The sequence below is a fragment of the Nonomuraea sp. NPDC049625 genome (assembly GCF_040675285.1).
Lineage (GTDB): Bacteria > Actinomycetota > Actinomycetes > Streptosporangiales > Streptosporangiaceae > Nonomuraea > Nonomuraea angiospora_A.
In genome coordinates this window covers 1-19,562 of sequence record NZ_JBFAOQ010000001.1, presented here as the reverse complement: position 1 = coordinate 19,562, position 19,562 = coordinate 1, and the positions used below count along the sequence as shown (strand labels likewise).

23 protein-coding genes are annotated in these 19,562 nt (G+C 72.5%); 12 read left to right on the top strand and 11 right to left on the bottom strand.

From position 1 onward, the window contains the following. Nucleotides 1-15 precede the first annotated feature (15 nt). From AB0J87_RS00115 to AB0J87_RS00100, 4 genes are all read left to right on the top strand, one after another. Nucleotides 16-930, top strand: coding sequence for a zinc-binding dehydrogenase (locus tag AB0J87_RS00115; protein WP_363961883.1), 915 nt, complete (start codon nt 16-18; stop codon nt 928-930). Between the two features lie 98 nt (nt 931-1,028). Then, a complete protein-coding gene (locus AB0J87_RS00110; protein WP_363961881.1) occupies nt 1,029-2,558 on the top strand; it encodes an amino acid permease in 1,530 nt (509 codons plus the stop codon). Between the two features lie 64 nt (nt 2,559-2,622). After that, nucleotides 2,623-2,850, top strand: coding sequence for an antitoxin (locus AB0J87_RS00105; RefSeq protein ID WP_185070191.1), 228 nt, complete (start codon nt 2,623-2,625; stop codon nt 2,848-2,850). Next, complete coding sequence (locus AB0J87_RS00100; RefSeq protein ID WP_350741865.1) at nt 2,847-3,236, top strand: type II toxin-antitoxin system VapC family toxin; 390 nt, start codon at nt 2,847-2,849, stop codon at nt 3,234-3,236. Before AB0J87_RS00105 ends, AB0J87_RS00100 begins: the two co-directional genes overlap by 4 nt. Nucleotides 3,237-3,244: 8 nt before the next feature. Here AB0J87_RS00100 and lipB read toward each other — a convergent pair whose 3' ends face one another. Beyond that, nucleotides 3,245-3,880 (bottom strand): lipoyl(octanoyl) transferase LipB, encoded by a 636-nt coding sequence (gene lipB, locus AB0J87_RS00095; RefSeq protein ID WP_363961879.1) that lies wholly within the window; start codon nt 3,878-3,880, stop codon nt 3,245-3,247. Here lipB and AB0J87_RS00090 point away from each other — a divergent pair. Beyond that, entirely contained in the window at nt 3,871-4,242 is a 372-nt protein-coding gene (locus AB0J87_RS00090; RefSeq protein ID WP_363961877.1) for a sigma factor, read from the top strand. The genes lipB and AB0J87_RS00090 overlap by 10 nt on opposite strands. Here AB0J87_RS00090 and AB0J87_RS00085 read toward each other — a convergent pair. From AB0J87_RS00085 to AB0J87_RS00075, 3 genes are all read right to left on the bottom strand, one after another. Continuing rightward, nucleotides 4,202-4,396, bottom strand: a complete 195-nt coding sequence (locus AB0J87_RS00085; protein ID WP_350741857.1) for a PspC domain-containing protein — start codon at nt 4,394-4,396, stop codon at nt 4,202-4,204. The genes AB0J87_RS00090 and AB0J87_RS00085 overlap by 41 nt on opposite strands. Nucleotides 4,397-4,458: 62 nt before the next feature. Then, nucleotides 4,459-4,965 (bottom strand): HAD domain-containing protein, encoded by a 507-nt coding sequence (locus AB0J87_RS00080; protein WP_350741855.1) that lies wholly within the window; start codon nt 4,963-4,965, stop codon nt 4,459-4,461. Then, on the bottom strand, nt 4,962-5,879 hold the full coding sequence (locus AB0J87_RS00075) for an AraC family transcriptional regulator (protein WP_355204026.1): 918 nt from the start codon (nt 5,877-5,879) through the stop codon (nt 4,962-4,964). Before AB0J87_RS00075 ends, AB0J87_RS00080 begins: the two co-directional genes overlap by 4 nt. Before the next feature lie 75 nt (nt 5,880-5,954). On the opposite strand from AB0J87_RS00075, the gene AB0J87_RS00070 reads away from it, so the two are divergent. Then, nucleotides 5,955-6,758, top strand: a complete 804-nt coding sequence (locus AB0J87_RS00070; RefSeq protein ID WP_363961874.1) for an NmrA family NAD(P)-binding protein — start codon at nt 5,955-5,957, stop codon at nt 6,756-6,758. A gap of 124 nt (nt 6,759-6,882) precedes the next feature. Next, nucleotides 6,883-7,713: an undecaprenyl-diphosphate phosphatase gene (locus AB0J87_RS00065; protein ID WP_350741849.1), complete on the top strand. Its 831-nt coding sequence runs from the start codon at nt 6,883-6,885 to the stop codon at nt 7,711-7,713. Here AB0J87_RS00065 and AB0J87_RS00060 read toward each other — a convergent pair. From AB0J87_RS00060 to AB0J87_RS00050, 3 genes are all read right to left on the bottom strand, one after another. Further along, on the bottom strand, nt 7,705-8,379 hold the full coding sequence (locus AB0J87_RS00060) for a hypothetical protein (protein WP_363961872.1): 675 nt from the start codon (nt 8,377-8,379) through the stop codon (nt 7,705-7,707). The genes AB0J87_RS00065 and AB0J87_RS00060 overlap by 9 nt on opposite strands. A gap of 80 nt (nt 8,380-8,459) precedes the next feature. Then, nucleotides 8,460-8,837: a hypothetical protein gene (locus AB0J87_RS00055; RefSeq protein ID WP_363961870.1), complete on the bottom strand. Its 378-nt coding sequence runs from the start codon at nt 8,835-8,837 to the stop codon at nt 8,460-8,462. Between the two features lie 25 nt (nt 8,838-8,862). Then, a complete protein-coding gene (locus AB0J87_RS00050; RefSeq protein WP_363961868.1) occupies nt 8,863-10,011 on the bottom strand; it encodes an MFS transporter in 1,149 nt (382 codons plus the stop codon). A gap of 87 nt (nt 10,012-10,098) precedes the next feature. Here AB0J87_RS00050 and AB0J87_RS00045 point away from each other — a divergent pair, with 87 nt between their 5' ends. Genes AB0J87_RS00045 through AB0J87_RS00035 form a run of 3 tightly spaced genes read left to right on the top strand, consistent with a single transcriptional unit; the run spans nt 10,099 to nt 13,489 of the window. Continuing rightward, nucleotides 10,099-10,455: a helix-turn-helix transcriptional regulator gene (locus AB0J87_RS00045; RefSeq protein ID WP_363961866.1), complete on the top strand. Its 357-nt coding sequence runs from the start codon at nt 10,099-10,101 to the stop codon at nt 10,453-10,455. Further along, nucleotides 10,455-12,839 carry an ATP-dependent helicase HrpB gene (gene hrpB, locus AB0J87_RS00040; protein ID WP_363961864.1) on the top strand — a complete coding sequence of 795 codons (2,385 nt, stop codon included), beginning with the start codon at nt 10,455-10,457 and terminating at the stop codon, nt 12,837-12,839. The genes AB0J87_RS00045 and hrpB overlap by 1 nt, the downstream gene beginning before the upstream one ends. Then, nucleotides 12,836-13,489, top strand: a complete 654-nt coding sequence (locus AB0J87_RS00035) for a hypothetical protein (protein WP_363961862.1) — start codon at nt 12,836-12,838, stop codon at nt 13,487-13,489. Before hrpB ends, AB0J87_RS00035 begins: the two co-directional genes overlap by 4 nt. Here the strand turns inward: AB0J87_RS00035 and AB0J87_RS00030 are convergent. Next, nucleotides 13,463-14,656, bottom strand: coding sequence for a pyridoxal-phosphate dependent enzyme (locus tag AB0J87_RS00030; RefSeq protein WP_350741835.1), 1,194 nt, complete (start codon nt 14,654-14,656; stop codon nt 13,463-13,465). The genes AB0J87_RS00035 and AB0J87_RS00030 overlap by 27 nt on opposite strands. A gap of 47 nt (nt 14,657-14,703) precedes the next feature. Between AB0J87_RS00030 and AB0J87_RS00025 the strand changes: the two genes are divergently transcribed. Both AB0J87_RS00025 and AB0J87_RS00020 read left to right on the top strand, forming a co-directional pair. Further along, nucleotides 14,704-16,146 (top strand): amidase, encoded by a 1,443-nt coding sequence (locus tag AB0J87_RS00025; protein WP_363961860.1) that lies wholly within the window; start codon nt 14,704-14,706, stop codon nt 16,144-16,146. 118 nt (nt 16,147-16,264) lie between these two features. Then, nucleotides 16,265-17,602: an MFS transporter gene (locus AB0J87_RS00020; protein ID WP_363961858.1), complete on the top strand. Its 1,338-nt coding sequence runs from the start codon at nt 16,265-16,267 to the stop codon at nt 17,600-17,602. On the opposite strand, the gene AB0J87_RS00015 is transcribed toward AB0J87_RS00020, so the two are convergent. From AB0J87_RS00015 to AB0J87_RS00005, 3 genes are all read right to left on the bottom strand, one after another. Continuing rightward, nucleotides 17,577-18,395 (bottom strand): helix-turn-helix transcriptional regulator, encoded by an 819-nt coding sequence (locus tag AB0J87_RS00015; protein WP_363961856.1) that lies wholly within the window; start codon nt 18,393-18,395, stop codon nt 17,577-17,579. The two genes, AB0J87_RS00020 and AB0J87_RS00015, sit on opposite strands and share 26 nt — an antisense overlap. Nucleotides 18,396-18,408: 13 nt before the next feature. After that, entirely contained in the window at nt 18,409-19,254 is an 846-nt protein-coding gene (locus tag AB0J87_RS00010; protein WP_363961854.1) for an aldehyde dehydrogenase family protein, read from the bottom strand. Nucleotides 19,255-19,433: 179 nt separating this feature from the next. Further along, a partial coding sequence (locus tag AB0J87_RS00005) for an aldehyde dehydrogenase family protein (RefSeq protein ID WP_363963076.1) occupies nt 19,434-19,562 on the bottom strand: 129 nt, incomplete at its 5' end.

Sequence of the window (19,562 nt, the reverse complement as noted above, 5' to 3'; positions counted from 1 at the left end):
GCGGGGAGAATGAGCATGCGTGCGTTGGTCGCGGGCCCGGGAGCCGAGGGACGCTTCGCGGAGGTGCCGGAACCCGAGCCGGGGCCCGGGCAGGCGCTCGTCGAGGTCCGTCACGCGTCCGTCAACTTCAGCGACCTGCGGCACATGGGCCGCCTGCCGGAAGGCACCGTGCTCGGCTACGACGCCGCCGGAGTCGTCCTGCGCGCCGCCGAGGACGGCACGGGACCGCGCGAGGGGGCGAGGGTGGCGGCGTTCGGGGCGGGCGCGTGGGCCGAGCGGGCGGCGTTCGACACCGGCTCGCTCGCGGTGGTCCCCGACGGGGTGGACCTGGTACGGGCCGCCGCGCTCCCGATGGCCGGCCTCACGGCGCTGCGTTCGCTGCGGGCCGCCGGACCCGCGCCGGGCTCGCGCGTCCTGGTGACGGGGGCGTCGGGGGCCGTGGGACGGCTGACCGTGCAGCTGGCCGGGCGCGCCGGCGCCCACGTCATCGCCTCCGTCAGCAGACCGGAACGCGCCGAGCGACTGGCGGCCGGCCTCGGAGCTCCCGTCGACATCGTGGTGGGCCTGGACGGGGTCGAGCCGGTCGACGTCGTGATCGAGACGGTCGGCGGCCCGGCGCTCGTCGCCGCCTGGGCCCTGCTGAAGCCCGGCGGCAACCTCCAGAGCGTCGGCTGGGCCTCCGGACAGCCCGCCGTCTTCCCCCCGAACTCGACCTTCTCCCTGGGCCGGGCCAGGTCGCTCAACTCCTTCGGCGACGTGACGGCCCCCGCCGACGACCTCGCCCACCTGCTCGCCCTCGTGGCCGCGGACGACGTCTCCCTCGAAATCGGCCTGGCCGGCTCGTGGGAGGACCTGGACGACGCGAAGGCCGCCCAGCTCGGCGGTTCCCTCACCGGGAAGATCGTCCTGGCGGTTGGCCGAACGCCCTGACGGGCCCGAAACCCACCTGTAACGCCTTGTCGTCGCCAAAGAAATGGTCTAGATGTAGTCCAAATGGAGCGTCCTCCACGCCCCCCAGGGAGACCTCAATGACCACTGAAGAGGATTCCAGGCGACTCGCCGAGCTCGGCTACAAGCAGGAGCTGGCCCGCACCTGGAGCGGTTTCTCCAACTTCGCCATCTCCTTCTCGATCATCTCCATCCTCGCCGGCTGCTTCACCACCTTCGGACAGGCCTGGAACTACGGTGGCCCGATCGCCATCTCCTGGGGCTGGCCGCTGATCTCCGCGTTCATCCTGATCATCGGTTTCTGCATGTCGGAGCTGGTGTCGGCGTACCCGACGGCGGGCGGCATCTACTGGTGGGCCGCCACGCTGGGCAAGCCGATCCACGGCTGGTTCACCGGCTGGCTCAACCTGATCGGCCTCATCGCCGTCACCGCGTCGGTGGACTACGGCTGCGCCACGTTCCTCAACATGACGCTCAAGCTGCTCACCGACGGCGCGTGGGAGGCCACGCTGCCACAGGCGTTCCTGCTGTTCGTGATCATCCTCGTGGCCCACGCGCTGATCAACATCTACAGCCACAAGCTCATCTCGCTGCTGCAGAACGTCTCGGTCTGGTGGCACGTCGCGGGCGCCGCGATCGTCGTCGGGATCCTGATCTTCGCGCCCGACCACCACCAGTCGCTCGGCTTCGTCTTCGGCGGCACGAACAACAACTCCGGCTTCGGCGCCGGCTCCGACGGGCTGTCGTTCTGGTTCTACGTGCTGCCGCTCGGCTTCCTGCTCACCCAGTACACGATCACCGGCTTCGACGCCTGCGCGCACGTGTCGGAGGAGACCCAGGGCGCCGCCAGGACCGCCGCCCGCGGGCTCTGGCAGTCGATCTTCTACTCGGCGATCGGCGGCTGGATCCTGCTGCTGTCGTTCCTGTTCGCGGCCACGAACGTGGACGAGATCAACAAGCAGTCCGGCTTCGTGGGAGCCATCTTCGAGACCGCGCTCTCAGCTCCGCTGGCCACCGTGGTGTTCGCGATCTCCACGATCGGCCAGTTCTTCTGCGGGATGAGCTGCGTGACGTCGATGTCGCGCATGACGTACGCGTTCTCCCGGGACCGCGGCGTGCCCGGCTGGCGGCTGTGGTCGAAGGTGGACCGCAACCGCACCCCGGTCAACGCGATCATCGGAGGCTGCGTCGTGGCCGCCCTGATCACCCTGCCCGCCCTCTACGCGCCTCCCGGGCTGACCACGCCGGTCGCGTTCCTGGCCGTCGTGTCGATCGCGGTCGTCGGCCTCTACCTGGCCTTCCTCATCCCGATCTGGCTCCGGCTCCGCGCGGGCGACGCCTTCAAGCCGGGCCCGTGGACGCTCGGCCGCAAGTACAAGGTGCTCTGCTGGATCGCCTGCGTCGAGATCGTCGTCGTGTCGATCTACTTCATCATGCCGATCTCGCCCGCCGGGGTGCCCGGCAACAAGGCCTTCGACTGGACCTCGGTCAACTACGCCCCGATCGCGGTCGGGGTGGTGCTGGTCGGCATCGCCCTGTGGTGGGCGCTGTCGGCCAAGCACTGGTTCACCGGCCCCCGCCGCACGGTCGACGAGGTCCCGATCTCCTGACCCGGCCCGCGGGTACGGCCACCGCGGCCGTACCCGCCTGCTTGCAAACTGCTAGCATTCCTCTATGGCAACGCTCTACATTCGCGATGTCCCCGAACCCGTAGCCGAGTCGTTGAAGGAGCGCGCGGCCGAGGCAGGCATGTCTCTTTCGGCTTACGTCGCGAGGGAGTTGGCAGACATCGCCGCCAGGCCGACCAATGCCGAAATCGTCAAGCGGCTCAAGTCTCGGGATCGATCCCAAGGGCCGTCCACCGCCGACATCCTCGACGCCGTCCACGAGGGCAGACGATGATCGTCATCGACTCGTCCGCGATGGTCGAGGCATTGGCGGGACGTGCGGCGGATGCCGAGCTCATCGACGCCCTCCAAGCGAGTATCCACGCCCCTCACCTGCTCGATGTCGAGGTTCTCTCGACCCTGCGGGGTCTCTCGCTCGGCGGCAAGCTCGGCACGGCCGCGGCGGAGCAGGCGCGAGCCGATTATCTCGCGCTGAAGATCGCCCGCTACGAGATCAAGGGCATCGCGGAGCGCATCTGGGAGCTGCGGCACAACTACACGTCCTACGACGCTTCCTATCTCGCACTCGCCGAAGCGCTCGAGGCCCCGCTCTACACCTGCGACGGCAAACTCGACGGTGGCGGACATGATGCCGACGTGCGGGTCTTTCCGCGCGGCTGAAGGAGCGCTCAGGAGGCTTCGAAGGCGGTGGCCACGGCCGTGCGGACCTCGGCCATCGAGGCCGTGCCCAGCTCGCGCTTGAGCGAGGTCATGTCCACGTCGGGCATGCCGCAGGCGACCGCCCAGTTCCACGGCTCCAGGTCGCCGTCCACGTTGAGCGCGAACCCGTGGCTCGTGACGCCCCGGCTCTGCCGCATCCCGATCGAGATGATCTTGCGGCCGGTCTCGGCGGTCCAGACGCCGGTCAGCAGCTCCGAGCCCGGCGGCGTGTCGCGGCGCTCGGCGGGCAGCCCGAGCTTGCCCAGCGCCTCCACCAGCCGCAGCTCCACCTCGCGGACGTAGTCGACGATGCCCTGGTCCTCGGAGAGCTTGACGATCAGGTAGCCGACGAGCTGGCCCGGCCCGTGGTAGGTGAGCTGGCCGCCGCGCCCGGTCTCCATGACGGGGATGCCGCGCTCGGGCGCCGGTAGGTGGGCCATCGGCGTGCGGCGCCCGATCGTGTAGACCGACGGGTGGCTGAGCAGCCACAGCGTGTCCGGCCGCTCGTCCCGCTGGCGCTGCCCGACGAGGTCGGTCATGCGCTCCATCGCGGCGTCGTAGTCGACGAGATCGTCCTGGACGAGTGTCAGCGGCCTTGCCCTCATCCTTCGAGGATAAGCGGCATCCCGGGCATCGGCGCACGCGGCCCGGACCGCCGTTCCTCGCCCGCCGCGTCGAGGATCCGCACACCGTCGCGGATCTGGTCGCCGAGGTCTTCGTGGCGGTGCTGGACTCGGCCCACACCTACCGCGCCGACCTCGGCACCGAGATCGCCTGGCTGTACGGCGTGGCGCGCAGGACGATCTCGGCCGAGCGGCGGCGGGCGTACAAGCAGTACCGGCTGACCGACCGGGTGAGCGGGCGACCGGTCGAGCCGGCCGTCCGCCGATCCACGGCGGGCGGCCCACCGGCGCCTGTCGCGGACGTCACGCCGCCGAACGGTAGCCCCTCGGCTCCTCCGGGATGAGGATCCACATGACGACGTAGACGACCCACAGCGGCCCGGGGATGAGCGACAGCAGGAGCCACAGGATCCGGACGAGAGTGGGCGGCAGGCCCATCTTGTCGGCGAGACCGCCGCAGACGCCGGCCAGAATCCTGTGCTCTCGTGAGCGGTACATGATGTTTCCTCCGTGTGTGACGACCTACCTGTTCAACGGACGGACAGGCCGACGGACTCCCGTCAGGAACCCTGAGAAAACCCTGTAAGGGTCAGCCACTCATGTGCCATGCCCAGATGTCGGCTGGTCAGTCCCCGTGCGGGGTCCACGTGGATGAGCAGGAAGTCAGCCAGACCCTGATGCACCCTGAGATACTCCTCGTCCTCCGCCCACACCTGGTCGTCGAACCAGACGAACGGCCGCCGGCCCACATAGCGGGCCACGTGCTGCGTCTTGAACATCTCCCCGCGCTCCGAGACCACGTTCGGGTCCACGGGGATGACGGGCAGCGAGGGCAGGCCGATCCTGGGAGCGATCCAGTCGTTGGCGTGGTGCTCCCACGTCGTCGCCCAGACCAGCTCGGAGCCGGTCGCCAGGGCCAGGTCGAGGAGCCTGCGGCCGTGGCGCGGGTTGAGGTGCACGGTGTAGACCTCGCCGTCGATCGTGCACCGGTAGCGCCGGAAGTCCGGAGTGGGCCGGCCCATCGGGTTGAGCACGCCGTCCACGTCCAGCAGCAGCAGTGGTTTCATCCGGCCCGGTACTCCTGCGGGCTGACGCCGCGTACCCGCTTGAAGGCGGCGCTGAGCGCGAACGGGCTCCCGTACCCCACCTTCCTGGCCACCGAGCCGATCGTCGCGTTCGGCTCCCGCAGCAGGTCGGCGGCCAGCGCCAGGCGCCAGTCCGTGAGGAAGGACATCGGCGGCTCGCCGACCAGCTCGGTGAAGCGCCTGGCCAGCGACGCTCTGGACACGCCCACCTCGGTGGCCAGCGCGGCGACCGTCCACGGGTGCGCCGGGTTGTTCTGCAGCAGGCGCATGGCCCGGCCCACCACCGCGTCGCCCATCGCGCGGTACCAGGCGGGCGCCTCGTTCGCGTGAGTGGCGAACCACGAGCGCAGCACCGCGATGAGCAGCAGGTCGAGCAGCCGGTCGAGGACCGCCTCCTGGCCCGGCTCGTCCTTGACGATCTCGGCGCCGAGCAGCGAGATGATCGGGTCTCCCGGCTGGACGAGCAGTTGCGGCAGCGCGTCCAGCAGCCGCCTGCTGACCTCGCCCTCCAGGTTGTACGTGCCGGTGAGCAGCACGGTGCCCCCCGACGGGTCGTTCCCCCACGTGCGCACGCCCATGGACATGGTGTCGTAGGGCGACTCGCCGTCGATCGTGCGGCACTCCTGGCCGGGGAGGATGACGACCTGCGGCTTGAGGCCGGGCTCCGAGGCCACCGTGTACGGCCGCGGCCCCCGGGCGATCGCGACCTCCCCCGGAGACAGGCGCACGGGCTCGCCCGAGTCGAACGCGATCCACGACTCCCCGCGCACCTGCGCGATCAACGACAGCGGGGCCTCGTCCTGGATGCGCATCGACCAGGGCGGATCCAGGATCGAGCGGAGCAGGAAGGCGCCACGGGCCCGCGGGCCGTCCAGTAGCGCCGCCAGCTGGTCCATGGGTTAGACGATCGCATATGCCATTGCGCTTCTCAAGCATGGAGAGTCTTATGGGTATGGCGGCTTACTAGATATATGACGATTCTGGTTCTGGGCGGCACGGGCAAGACCGGCCGCCGCGTGGTTGACCGCCTCAACGCTCTCGGCCTGCCCGTGCGGATCGGGTCCCGCCCCCTCTTCGACTGGCAGGACCGCTCCACGTGGCCGGCGGCCCTCGACGGCGCGACGGCCGTCTATCTCGCCTATGTCCCCGATCTGGCCTTCCCCGGCGCGTACGAGGACGTCAAGGCGTTCACGGAGCTGGCCGTGAGCGGCGGCGTGCGGCGGCTGGTCCTGCTGTCCGGGCGGGGCGAGCCGGAGGCGGAGGCCAGCGAGCGGACCGTGCGGGAGTCCGGGGCCGAGTGGACGATCGTCCGCTGCAGCTGGTTCATGCAGAACTTCAGCGAGGGCTTCTTCTACGACCAGGTGCTCGAAGGCGTCATCGCGCTGCCGGTCGCCGACGTCCCCGAGCCGTTCGTGGACGTGAACGACATCGCGGACGTGGCCGCCGCCGCGCTCAGCCGGGACGGCCACGCGGGCCGGCTCTACGAGCTCACCGGGCCGCGGCTGCTGACGTTCGCGCAGGCGGCCGAGGAGCTGTCCAGGGCCACCGGCAGGGAGATCTCGTTCGCGCGGGTGACGCCGGAGGAGTACGTGACCGCGGCCGTCAAGAACGGCGTGCCCGAGGAGGAGGCCGCGGGGCTGGCCGCGCTGTTCACCGGCATCCTGGACGGCCGCAACGCCTCGGTGGCGGACGGCGTGCGGCAGGCGCTCGGCCGCCCGGCCCGCGACTTCACCGACTACGCCGAGGCCGCCGCCGCGATGTGGCAGCGCCTCTGAGATCTCACGGGGCCGGTGCTCCTCGTGGCCGTACGGGACTCTGTACGCGACGCGAGCAACCCACCGGCCCCGGCATCCGCTAGCCTCACCCTCGTCACTCCCGCGTTCTCGGAAGGTTGTCGTCGTGATCGGCTGGCTAGAAGCGGTGGTTCTGGGGTTGGTCCAGGGGCTCACGGAGTTCCTGCCGATCTCCTCCAGCGCCCACATCCGGGTGGTCTCCGCCATCGCCGGCTGGCAGGACCCAGGGGCGGCGTTCACCGCCGTCATCCAGATCGGCACCGAGCTGGCCGTGCTGATCTATTTCCGCAAGGAGATCTGGGAGATCATCTCCACCTGGACCAGATCCCTGTTCAACAAGGACCTGCGCGGTCACTGGGCCGCCCGCATGGGGTGGTACATCATCGTCGGCTCGCTGCCGATCGTGGTGCTCGGCGTGACGTTCAAGGACCAGATCGAGACCGTCTTCCGCGACCTGCGCCTGGTGGGCACCACGCTGATCGTCTTCGCCCTCCTCCTCTGGTTCGCCGACCGCACCGCCCGCAACAAGCTCACGCTGGAGAAGCACCTCAGCTTCCCCCACGCCATCGTGTACGGCTTCGCCCAGGCGCTCGCCCTGATCCCCGGCGTGTCCCGCTCGGGCGGCACCACGACCGCCGGCCTGCTGCTCGACTACCGCCGCGAGGACGCCGCCAAATACTCGTTCCTGCTGGCCATCCCCGCCGTGCTGGGCTCGGGCGTCTTCGAGCTGCGCGAGATCGGCAAGGGCCCGGCCCCCGAGTGGGGGCCGACGATCCTCGCCACGGTCATCTCGTTCGTCGTCGGATACCTGGCCGTGGCCTGGTTCCTGCGTTACATCAGCACCCACCGCTTCACCGGCTTCGTGATCTACCGGATCGTCCTGGGCTTCTTCCTCATCCTCGCGGTCACGGCGGGCTGGATCCCGGCCCTAGGCTGACACGAGGGCAGGAGCCGGATAGTACGCCGCCCACGCCTCGTCGCCCATGCGCAGGATCTTCAACCCGGTCCAGCCGAGGGCGACGACGGGCAGGATCCAGAACACCACGGTCAGAGGCCCGTACGGGACGGGGAACGAGACGACGTAGCCGACGAAGACGAGCAGCGGCACCCACCAGCCGACGAAGCCCGCCCGCCACACGGCCGCGGTCAGCAGCGGCAGGCCGAGGACGGCGAAGAAGATCCACGGCATCTGGAAGCCGATGATGACCCCGGGCAGGTTCAGCATCTCGTCGAGGATCCGCTGGGCCTCCTCCGGCGGGTGGTGCTGCCCCAGCCACCACTCCACGGGGTCCATCATGAGCAGCGCGGACGTCGAGAGATAGCCGATCACCGTCATACCCGCCGCCACGTGGCCGAGCCGCGTGGCCCTGCGCCGGGTGAGATGGGCCAGGCCGAGCGCGGCCACGGCCATGAGCATCCAGCTCCAGTGGTAGAGCGCGGACTCGGTCTGGGCCAGCGCGGGGTTCGCGCCGTAGCTGACCGCCTCCCGGTCGTCGCCCCAGGTGCCTGGATCGACGACGACGGCGACGGCCTGGAGCAGCGGGGCCACGATGAGCAGTACGCCCGCCGCGATGCGCCGAAAGGTCACCTGGTCGTTCAACATGCCGCCGACGGTAGGCGCCGCGCCCGCCGCCCGTCGTCCGCCTGCGGACCGATCCGGCGTCCCCTACGCGGTGGAGAAGATCACGTCGGCCGGAGGGTCCGGGGGTAGCGGCTGCAGAGGGCGAAGACGACGGCGAAGAGGGTCCAGGCGGCGACGTACGCGACGGGGTGGGCCCAGGCGTCGCCGACGAGGTCGCTCAGCGCGGCGCGGCCCTCGAAGTAGAGCGCCAGGCCCGCCACCGCGCCGGGGATCGCACCCCACCACCGCTGCCACCACACCTCGTGGACGACCACCCCGAACACGACGAGGGCGATCGGGCCGAACAGCAGGAACTTCAGCCCGGGCGGCTGGGACAGCAACGCGGTGAGCCCCATGACCGCCACCGCCGAGGCGGCCGTCAGGAGCACCACGGCCCCGAAGGGCGCGGGCTCGTTCCGGGGGTCGATGTCTTCGGACATGATCACCATTCTGGCCGACGGCGCGCTACCCGACGGACACGCCCTCCTTCGGGGAGACCGCCTGCGGACGGTAGGTGGCCAGCGTGAACAGCAGCGCCACCAGCCCGAACGCGGTGGCCAGCACGATCACGCCCGTCCTGCCGTACCAGTCGAGCGTCGCGCCGCCGGCCAGCCCGGCCAGGAACAGGCCCACGTACTGGGCCGACGACAGCAGCCCCAGGCCGATCGGCACGTTACCGGGCACCACGGAGACGGTCCTGAACTGCTGGGCGGGGGCCACCAGCCACCCGAGCGCGCCCCACAGGAACGCCCATACCAGGGCGACGGGCAGGGCCAGGTTCGCGACGGGGATCAGGGCCAGGAACAGGGTGCTCGCGCCCAGGGCGAGCAGCACCATCCTGCGCGGCCCGTACAGGTCGGTGAAGCGCCCGCCGAGCTGGTTGCCCACGATGCCGCCGATCCCCCACGCCCACAGCACGGCGGGCAGCGGCAGGTCGATCAGCGACCCGATGTAGGTGTACGCGGTGAACGCCGCCGCGAACAGCAGCAGCTGCGTCACCAGCACCGCCAGCACCTGCCGGTCGCCCAGCGGCGCGAGACGCTCCCGCAGCCGCCCCGACGTCGGGATCCTGACCACCGGCACCACCGTCGCGACCCAGGCGAACCCGATCACGCCCAGCCCCGCCACCATCCACAGCGTGGACCGCCAGCCCGAGACCGAGCCCAGCCAGGTGCCCAGGGGCACGCCGATCGCGTTCGCGACCGTCATCCCGCCCATCACCAGCGCGAGCGCCCGGCCGCGCCGCTCGGGCTCGGTCAGCGCGTTCGCCACGCCGGACGCGGTCGGCGTGAACATCGCCGCCCCCGCCGCCGCGACCACCCGGGTGGCCATGACCAGCGGGTACGTCGGAGCCAGCGCGGTCAGGACGTTGCCCAGCACGAACACGCCGAGGGCCACCAGCAGCACGGTCCTGCGCGACAGCCGGGCGGTCAGGGCGGCGAGAACGGGCGACAGCACCGCGTACGCCAACGCGAAGACGGTCATGAGCTGCCCCGCCGCGGAGGACGAGATCCCCAGTTCCTTCGAGATGGGCGGTAAGAGCCCGGCGGTCACGAACATGCCCGTACCGATGGCGAAATTTCCGGCAGCAAGCGGGTAGAGCCGCGAAGTCATGGGGCCTCCAGAAGAAAGTTGGACATGCATCAAACTGACGTATAGTTGGATTGTTGTCAAACAATAGAACGAAGGTAGGGTTTGACCATGCGCCTGCTACCTCACCCGGCTACGGAGGACATCGAGCTCACGGAGGTCCTGCGGGCGCTGTCCGACCCCGTCCGCCTGGAGATCGTCGTCCGGCTCGCCCTGAGCGGCGTGATGAACTGCGGCGAGGCGGGCGACGACCTGGGCGTGCACAAGTCGACGGCCTCGCACCACTACCGGACGCTGCGCGAGGCGGGCGTGGTCATCACCAAGCAGGAGGGACGGCTGAAGTTCATGAGCCTGCGCCGCGACGACCTCGAGTCCCGCTTCCCCGGCCTGCTCGACTCCGTCCTCTCCGCCGCCGGGATACCGAGCCCTGACCTGATCCCGAGCGCCGACGTCCCCGCCCCGCGTTGATGCGCCACGACTCGCTGCCCATCCGGCACGTCCTGCCCGACCTGCTCGCCGCGCTCGACCGGCACGGCAGCGCAGTGCTCACGGCCCCGCCCGGCACGGGCAAGACGACGGTCGTGCCCCTCGCCCTGGCCGAGGCGGGCATGCGGGTGCTGGTCGCCGAGCCGCGGCGGCTGGCCGTGCGCGCGGCGGCCAGGCGGATGGGCGTGAGCTACACGATCAGGGGCGAGCGCCACACGGGCGCGAACCCGATGGTCGAGGTCGTCACCACCGGCGTCCTGCTCCAGCGCCTCCAGCGGGACCAGGAACTGGCCGGGGTGGACGCGGTCATGCTCGACGAGTGCCACGAGCGGCACCTGGACGCGGACACCTCCCTGGCGTTCCTCCTGGACGTACGCGACACGCTCCGGCCCGACCTGCGCCTGCTGGCCACCTCGGCGACCGCCGACGCCGAGCCGTGGTCCCGGCTGATCGGCGGCCCGATCGTCGCGGCCACCGGCGCCGCGTACCCCGTCGAAACGGTGTGGGCCCCGCCTGCCCGCCCGGTCGCCCCGCCGCACGGCCTCCGCGTCGACCCCGCGCTGCTGTCCCACGTGGCCTCGGTGGTCCGCAGGGCGCTGGCGGAGCGGGACGGCGACGTGCTGTGCTTCCTGCCCGGCGTGGCCGAGATCGCCAGGGTCGCCGGGATGCTGGACGGCGTGGCGGTGCTCCAGGTGCACGGGCAGGCCCCGGCCCACGTCCAGGACGCCGTGCTCGCGCCGGGCCCGGCCCGCCGGGTGGTGCTGGCCACGTCGGTCGCCGAGTCGAGCCTGACCGTCCCCGGCGTCCGGGTGGTGGTCGACTCCGGCCTGGCCCGCGAGCCCCGTACCGACCACGCCCGCGGCCTGGGCTCCCTCACCACGGTCAGGGTCTCGAAGGCGTCGGCCGGCCAGCGCGCGGGCCGGGCGGGGCGCGAGGCGCAAGGCACGGTCTACCGGTGCTGGTCGGCGGCCGACCACGACCGCCTCGCCGACCACGCGCGGCCGGAGATCGCGCTCGCGGACCTGACGGGGTTCGCGTTGCAGGCGGCCTGCTGGGGCGCGCCCGATGCGTCGGGCCTGGCGCTGCTGGACCCGCCGCCGCCCGCCGCGATGTCCGCCGCCGGCCGCACCCTGGAGGCGCTGGGCGCGCTGGACCCGGCCTCGCGGGTGACGGAGCGCGGGCGCCGGATGGCGCTCGCGGGCGTGCATCCCCGCCTGGCCAGGGCCCTGCTCGACCTCGGCCCGAGCGCGGCCGAGGTGGTTGCCCTGCTGTCGGAGCAGCTGCCGCGCGACGCCGGCGACGACCTGGTGGAGGTCTGGCGCGCGGCCCGCCGGGGCGGCACCGGCTTCGCCGCCCGCTGGCGCCAGGAGACCAGGCGGCTCCAGCGGACCGCCGGCACGGGCCGCCCGGACCTGCCCGGCGACGCACTGGCCGGGACGGCGGTGGCGCTGGCGTTCCCCGAGCGGGTGGCGCGCAGGCGGGGCGGCGGCTATCTCATGGCCTCCGGCACGCAGGCCCAGCTACCGGAGGGGTCCAGGCTGCACACCGCCGAGTGGCTGGCCATCGCCGTCGCCGACCGGCAGTCGGGCTCGGCCTCGGCCCGCATCAGGCAGGCCGTGGAGATCGACGAGGCGACCGCCAGGCTGGCCCACCCCACCACCACCCAGGACGAGATCGCCTGGCACGTCCCTCCGGGCGAGCGTCGCGGCGACGTGCTCGCCCGCAGGGTCGAGCGCCTGGGCTCGATCGAGCTGTCCGCCGCCCCGCTCAAGGACGCCGACGTCCGCGAGGCCGTCCTGTACGGCCTGCGCGCGGAGCCCGACGTCCTGACCTGGACGAAACAGGCCAAGGACCTACGGGCTCGCCTGGCCTTCTGCCACCGCGCCATCGGCGCCCCCTGGCCCTCCACGGACGCGCTCATCGACCTGGCCGACCAGTGGCTGGAGCCCGAGCTGTCCAGGGCCCGCCGCCGGGCCGACCTGGAGCGCATCGACGTGGCCGCGGCGCTGAAACGCCTGATTCCCTGGAGCGAGCGCCTGGAGCGGGCGGCTCCCGAACGCATCGAGGTCCCCAGCGGCTCCCACATCCGCGTCGACTACTCGGGCGACCGGCCGGTGCTGGCGGTGAAGCTGCAGGAGCTGTTCGGCTGGCAGGAGACGCCCGAGATCTCCGGCGTGCCCGTCCTGGTGCACCTGCTCTCCCCGGCGGGCCGCCCGGTGGCCGTCACCGCGGACCTGGCGTCGTTCTGGCGCGAGGGCTACCGTTCGGTACGCGCGGAGCTCCGCGGTCGCTACCCCAGGCACCCCTGGCCGGAGGACCCGCTGACCGCGCCTCCCACCCGCCGCGCCAAGGAGAGACGAGCATGACCAGCGTGGCAGCCGCCGCCCGCGACAACGCCGAGTGGTGCGACGCGATGTGCCGCGCGCACGGCATGCCCGGCGCGTTCGCGGACCGAGCCTGGACCAACCCCGCCAGGACCCCGCCCTTCTACCCGGACGCGGTGACGCTCTCGCCCGACGCGACGGCGGCCGACGTGCTCGGCCGCATCGACGCGGGCCCGGGGGCGTCGGTCAAGGACAGCTTCGCCACGCTCGACCTGCCGGGCTTCGAGGTGCTGTTCGAGGGGCAGTGGATCCACCGTGAGCCGCCGGAGCGCCGCGAGCCCACGATCGCCATGGAGGTGGTGAGCGACGCCGCCACGCTGCGCGCCTGGGAGCAGGCGTGCTTCGACGGCGAGGTCGGCGGTCTCTTCCTGCCCACGATCCTCGACGAGGCCACGATTCTGTACGGCAGGAGAGGGGGCGCCATCGTCTGCGGCTCCGTGCTCACCCCGCGCGAGCAGGTCGTGGGCGTCTCCAACGTGTTCGGCGAAGCCGTGTGGGAGGCGACCCTGGCCGTGGCGGCCAGGGTGTTCCCCGGCCGGCCCCTGGTCGGCTGGGAGATCGACCCGGCGGACGCCCTGCGGCACGGCTTCACCACGATCGGCCCGCTACGCGTCTGGAGCAAGATCGTCTAGGGTCGGGTTCTCCAGCACCGGAAAGCGCTCGGCCCCCACGCCCACGTCCTTGAACCCGCTCGACGTGGCCACGCACACGACGGGCCCGTCGAAGTCCCGCCGCAGCTTCCGGTGGCCCGCGAGCCCCGCCGCGCCCGACAGCTCCTGCCACAGCCCCTGCCCGGCCAGGTCCCGCTGCGCCGCCCGCAGCTCCTCGTCGGTCACGAGCAGGGCCTCGCCGCCGCTGTCGCGCACGGCCACCACCCCGCGGTGCCCGCCGACCGGCCCGGCGATGCCGTACGCGTCGCTGGCCCCCAGCTCGCGGAGCTCGACGATCGCGGCCGGAGCGCCGGTGGCCAGCGCCCGCGCGTGGGGCCCGCCGGCCGCCGTCTCGCAGGAGAACATCCGCGGCACGGCCTCGGTCAGCCCCAGCAGCCGCAGCTCCACGAACCCCTTCCACATCCCGTAGAGCAGCTCGGCGTACCCTGTGGGGGTGAAGACGGCCGCGGGCACGCCTCCGAGCTGCAGGAACAGCTCGTAGGCGATCGTCTTGTAGCCCTCGGGCCCGAACGGGTGCCCGGTGTGCGTCACCGTCTGGTTGCTGACCGGGTGGTAGCCGAGCCGGTCGACGACCTCGCGCAGCAGCGGCCAGCGTGCCTCGGCGGGCACGGAGACGACCTTGGCCCCGTACGCGCGCACGAACGCCTGCACGGCGGGCGGCGAGTCCGCCGAGGTCAGCACGATGGCGGGCAGCCCTGCTCGGGCGGCGTAGGCGGCGGCCGAGGCCCCGTGGTTGCCGGACGAGGCCACGACCACTCCGGGCGCGCCCGAGGCGACGGCGGCGCTGACCGCGACCCGGTTGAGGCGGTCCTTGTGCGACCAGGTCGGGTTGCGGGACTCGTCCTTGACGTAGATCCCGTCGAACTCCACCAGCGGCGTCCCGCCCTCTCCCAGCGTGGGGGCCTCCAGCGGCGGCAGCAGTGGCGACCAGCGCGCGAGGTCCGTGCCCGGCTCCTGCTCGAACAGGCGCGGATCCACCCGCCCGTAGTCGTACGTGATCTCCAGCGGATAGGCGATCTCGTCCGTGCTGGTCCTGGGACAGCCCCGCGTCAGCGGCGGGAACAGCGGGAACTCGGTCGCGGGGTCACCCAGCGAGCGCTGGCGGAGGGCAAGGGAGGGTCCGTTCACGTGCATCGACCCTATCGAGCCGCGCTGCCAGGATGCAGACTCTAGTCATGTTGTGGGCAGGCAGGTCCGCTGTCGAGATCGCGACGGCCGTCCGGCGTGGGGACGTCACGGCCACGACCGTCGTCGAGGAGCACCTTCACGCCATCTCGGAGCGGGATTCCAAAGTAGGGGCGTTCCGGCGGATCAGAGAGCGGGCCGTGGAGGAGGCGCAGGCCGTGCAGAAACGGCGCGACCTGGCGGACCTGCCGCTGGCCGGCGTGCCCGTGGCGGTCAAGGACAACCTGGAGGTCGCGGGCGAGGCCACCCGCGGCGGGTCCGCGGTCACGGCGGACGCGCCCGCGCCGGAGGACCACGTGACGGTGGCGCGCCTGCGGGCCGCGGGGGCGGTGGTCGTCGGCCTGACGAACCTGCCCGAGCTGGGGCTCGTCGCGCTCGGCGACAGCGCGTACGGCATCGTCCGCAATCCCTGGAACCCGGCCAGGACGGCCGGCGGGTCGTCGTCGGGCAGCGCGGCGGCAGTGGCGGCGGGCATGGTGCCGCTGGCGCTGGGCAACGACGGCATGGGTTCGCTGCGCATCCCGGCCGCCTGCTGCGGCGTGCTGGCCGTCAAGCCCGGCACCGGGCTCGTGCCCCCGCCGACCGACCACTGGGACGGGCTGACGGAGAACGGCCCCCTGGCGACGACCGCGTCCGACCTGGCGCTGGCGCTGTCCGTACTGGCCGCCGACCCGGCGCTGGCCGAGTCCTGGCGCGGCGGCCGCCGGATCGAGCCACGGCCACCCATGCTGCGCTCGGTCTGGGCGGACGACGACGAGATCTGGGAGCCGCAGCCGCCCCAGGACAGCCCCGAGCCGTTCGACCTGCGGGTGGCGTACGCGCCCCAGCCGCTCCCCGTCGGCCTGCCTGTCGACAGGGAGTTCCAGGCCGCGGTGCGCGGGGCGGCGGAGACGCTGCGCCAGGCCGGGCACACGGTGGTCGAGCACCGCGCCAAGCTGCCCGCCTGGCTCGGCCCCGCCACGATCGCCACCTGGCTCACCAGGGCCGCCGCGTCGGCCGACGGCCTGGACCGGCGCCGGCTCGAACGCCGCACCCGCGGGCTGGCCCGCGCGGGCCGGGTGCTCGGCGCGCTCAAGCTCGACGGCGTGCGCGGCCGGGAGCGCTGGAGCGGCTACGGGGCCGACCAGTGGTTCGGGGACGCCGACGTGCTGATCACGCCCGCACTGGCCACCGTCCCGCCGAAGGCCGAGCGCTGGGGCGAGCGCGGCTTCGTCCGCAACGCGCTGGCCAACATCAGGTACGCCCCCGCCACCGGCCCCTGGAACATGTGCGGCTGGCCCGCCATCACGGTCCCCCTGGCCACGCACTCCACCGCGCTGCCCATCGGCGTCCAGATCGTCGCCCCTCCCGGCGGCGAACCCCACCTGCTCGGCCTGGCCGCCCAGCTCCAGGCCGCCCATCCCCCGGTCAGGCCGCCCGGCTTCGCGTTCTGAGCCACTGCTTCGAGCCACTGTTTCGAGCCGCTGCTTCGAGCCGCTGAGGGTGCACCTGACAGGTGTACCTCCAGCGGGGCGCTGGCCGGCGTGCGGGCCGTGCCGCAGCCTGGTCCGCATGAACACACGTGAATGGCTCGTGCTCGTCACGCTGTGCGGCGCGACGTTCATGACAGGTCTGGATTATTCGATCATCACGGTCGCGCTCCCCGAGCTCGGCCGCGATCTGGGTTTCGCCACGCGGGGCGACCTGCAGTGGGTGGTGACCGCCTGCCTGCTGCCGACTGCCGCGTTGATGCCGCTGTTCGGGCGGGTGTCGGACGTGGTGGGGCGGCGCAGGCTGTTCGCGGCCGGCGTGACGGCGTTCACCGGGTTCTCCCTGCTGGCGGCCCTGGCCCCGGTGCCCGGGGTGCTGGTCGGCGCCAGGGCCGGGCAGGGCGTGGCGGCGGCCATGATCGGCCCGACCGCGCTGGCCCTCATGACCACGGCCTTCTCCGAGGGCCCGAAGCGTACGAGGGCGATGGGCGTCAACGGGGCGCTGCTCTCGCTCGGCTTCGTGGCCGGGACCATCGGCGGCGGCCTGGTCACCAGCGGGCTGAGCTGGCGCTGGACCATGCTCATCCTGGTGGGGATCGGCGTGGTCGTGCTGGTGGGAGCGCTCACCGTGCTCCCCGGCGACTCCGCCGGGAGCGCCGTCCGGCTGGACGTGCCGGGGGCCGTGCTGGCGAGCGGCGGGCTGTTCGCCCTGGTCTACGGTATTTCTACGCTCACGTGGGTCGGCGTAGCGGCGGCCGTGCTGCTGCTGGGGGCGTTCCTCGCGGTCGAGGCCAGGCACGCCGCCCCGCTGGTGCCACTACGGCTGCTGCGCCGGCCCACGGTGAAGTGGGGGATGGCGGTGGCGCTGGTGACGTTCGGCATGTGCGGCGGGGCGACGCTGCTGCTGAGCGTCTACATGCAGGACGTGCTCGGCTGGTCCGCGCTGCGGACGGGGCTCGGGTTCCTCGGCGAGGGCGTGGCCGCCCTGGTCGCGGGCGGCCTGGCGGCCCGGCTGATCGGCGCGTACGGCGCCCCCGCGACCGTGGCGGCCGGCCTGACCGCGCAGGCCGTGGGGACGGCGGCGATGGTGTTCCTGCCCGCCTCGGGAGGGCTGGGGGTGCTGCTGGCCACCTCGGCGGCGATGGGCTTCGGTCACGTGCTGACCGTGGTGGCCGCGATCACGACGATCACGTCCGGGCTCGACCCGGCCGACCAGGGGGTGGCGGGCAGCCTCGCGCAGATGCCCACGTTCGTCGGGGCGATCGGGGTGGCCGGGCTGACCGCCGTCGCGTCGGCGTACGCCGAGCTGCTGACGGGCCTGCACGCGGCGTTCGCGGTGGCGGGGGCGGTCGCCCTGCTCGGGGCGGCCGGGGGCGCCCTGCTGCTGCACCGCGCTACCCCTGCCGCAGCAGGCGTCTGAGCGGCTCCTCCGAGCCGGGCTCCGGCTGGAAGAGCACCACGCCCTGCCCCTCGTCGTCGGGCGTACGCAGCAGCTCGGCGGTGAGCGTGACGACGCCGAGCTCGGGGTGGCGGTAGCCGCGCGAGATGGAGGCGCAGTTGCTCACCGGATGCCGCGTCCACATGGCCCTGAACTCGGCGCTCCCGGCCGTCAGCTCGTCCACCAGCGCGTGCAGCCCCTCGTCGCCGGGGAACTTGCCGAGCGACACCTGCAGGTACGCGATGTCGTCCAGGGCCTTGCTCTCCCAGTCGACGTAGAACTCGCGGGAGCGGGGGTCGAGGAAGTCCATGCGGGCGAAGTTGGGGCGCGGCTCGCGCTCCGGCGCGTCGAAGTCCAGGTGCGGGGTGAACAGCGCGTGCGCGAGCCGGTTCCAGGCCAGCACGTCGGCGCGCCGACCCACCGCCCAGGCCGGCACCTCCGTGAACGACTCGACCATGCGCCTGATCCCGGGCCTGAGCAGCTCAGGCCCGACCGGCGGGCGGGACCGGACGGCGCGGGCCAGGCGGTGCAGGTGGGCCCGCTCGTCGTCGTCCAGCCGCAGCGCGCGGGCGAGCGCGTCGAGCACCTCGTCGGAGACGTTCGGGCTCTGCCCCTGCTCCAGCCGGGTGTAGTAGCCGACGCTCAGGCCCGCCAGCGGCGCCAGCTCCTCCCTGCGCAGCCCGGCCACGCGCCGGTGCCGCACCCCCGGCCCGAGCCCGACGTCCTGCGGCTTGAGCCGGGCGCGCCGGGCCCGGAGGAACTCACCGAGACTCATCGATGTGCCGTGCTCAGACCCCGACCGGATGCCAGACGGTCTTGGTCTCCAGGAACCGCGTCATCCGGCCGGTCCCCGGGTCGGCCGCCCAGTCCTGCCGGGAGGGGCGCAGGACGCGCTTGAGGTTCTCCGCCGCCGCCTGCTCGCAGCTCAGCGCCAGGTCGGCGTCCTCGACCCCGGTCAGGTCGAGCCCGTTGACGTCCATGTGCGCCGCCAGCCAGGGCGCCAGCTCGGCCTGGTGCCCGGTGAGGACGTTCACCACGCCCCCGGGCAGGTCGGACGTGGCCAGGACCTCCGCCAGCGTGATCGACGCGAGCGGCGTGCGCTCGGACGCCACGACGACGCACGTGTTGCCGGTCACGATCACGGGCGCGACCACCGACACCAGCCCGAGCAGCGGATCGGCGGGCGCGATCACGGCCACCACGCCGGTCGGCTCGGGCGAGGACAGGTTGAAGTACGGGCCCGCGACCGGGTTGGCCGCGCCGTGCACGGCGGCGATCTTGTCGGACCACCCCGCGTACCAGACGAGCCGGTCGATCGCGGCGTCCACCTGCTCCAGCGCCGCCTTCTTGCCGCCGCCGACCTCCTCGGCGAACTGCGCGCGCCGCCCCTCCAGCATCTCGGCGACCCGGTAGAGGATCTGGCCCCGGTTGTAGGCGGTGGCGCCCGACCAGCCGGGGAACGCCTTGCGCGCGGCCACCACGGCGTCGCGGGCGTCCTTGCGCGAGGCGCGGGACGCGTTGCCGAGGAATTCGCCCTTGGCCGAGGTCACGGGGTAGGACCTCCCACTCTCCGAGCGCGGGAACGCCCCTCCGATGAACAGCTTGTAGGTCTTTCTGACGGACAACCTACTCATCGCCCCGCCCCCTCCACGTGGACTCCTGCGACATCTGGACCGGCACGAAGACCTGGCCGCACCGGCTCACGCCGCAGCGGTGGGCGTACCAGCCGGTGCGTACGGGCCGCCCGGCCCTGGCGAAGGCGTGACCCCTGGTGGCCTGTGCCCGCCGCCTGGCGCGGCGGGGACGGCGATGCTCACACGTCAAGGTAGGCCTCCAATCCGTGCAGACCGCCTTCGCGGCCATAGCCGGACTCCTTGTAACCGCCGAACGGCGAGGCCGGATCGAACTTGTTGAACGTGTTGGCCCACACCACCCCGGCCCG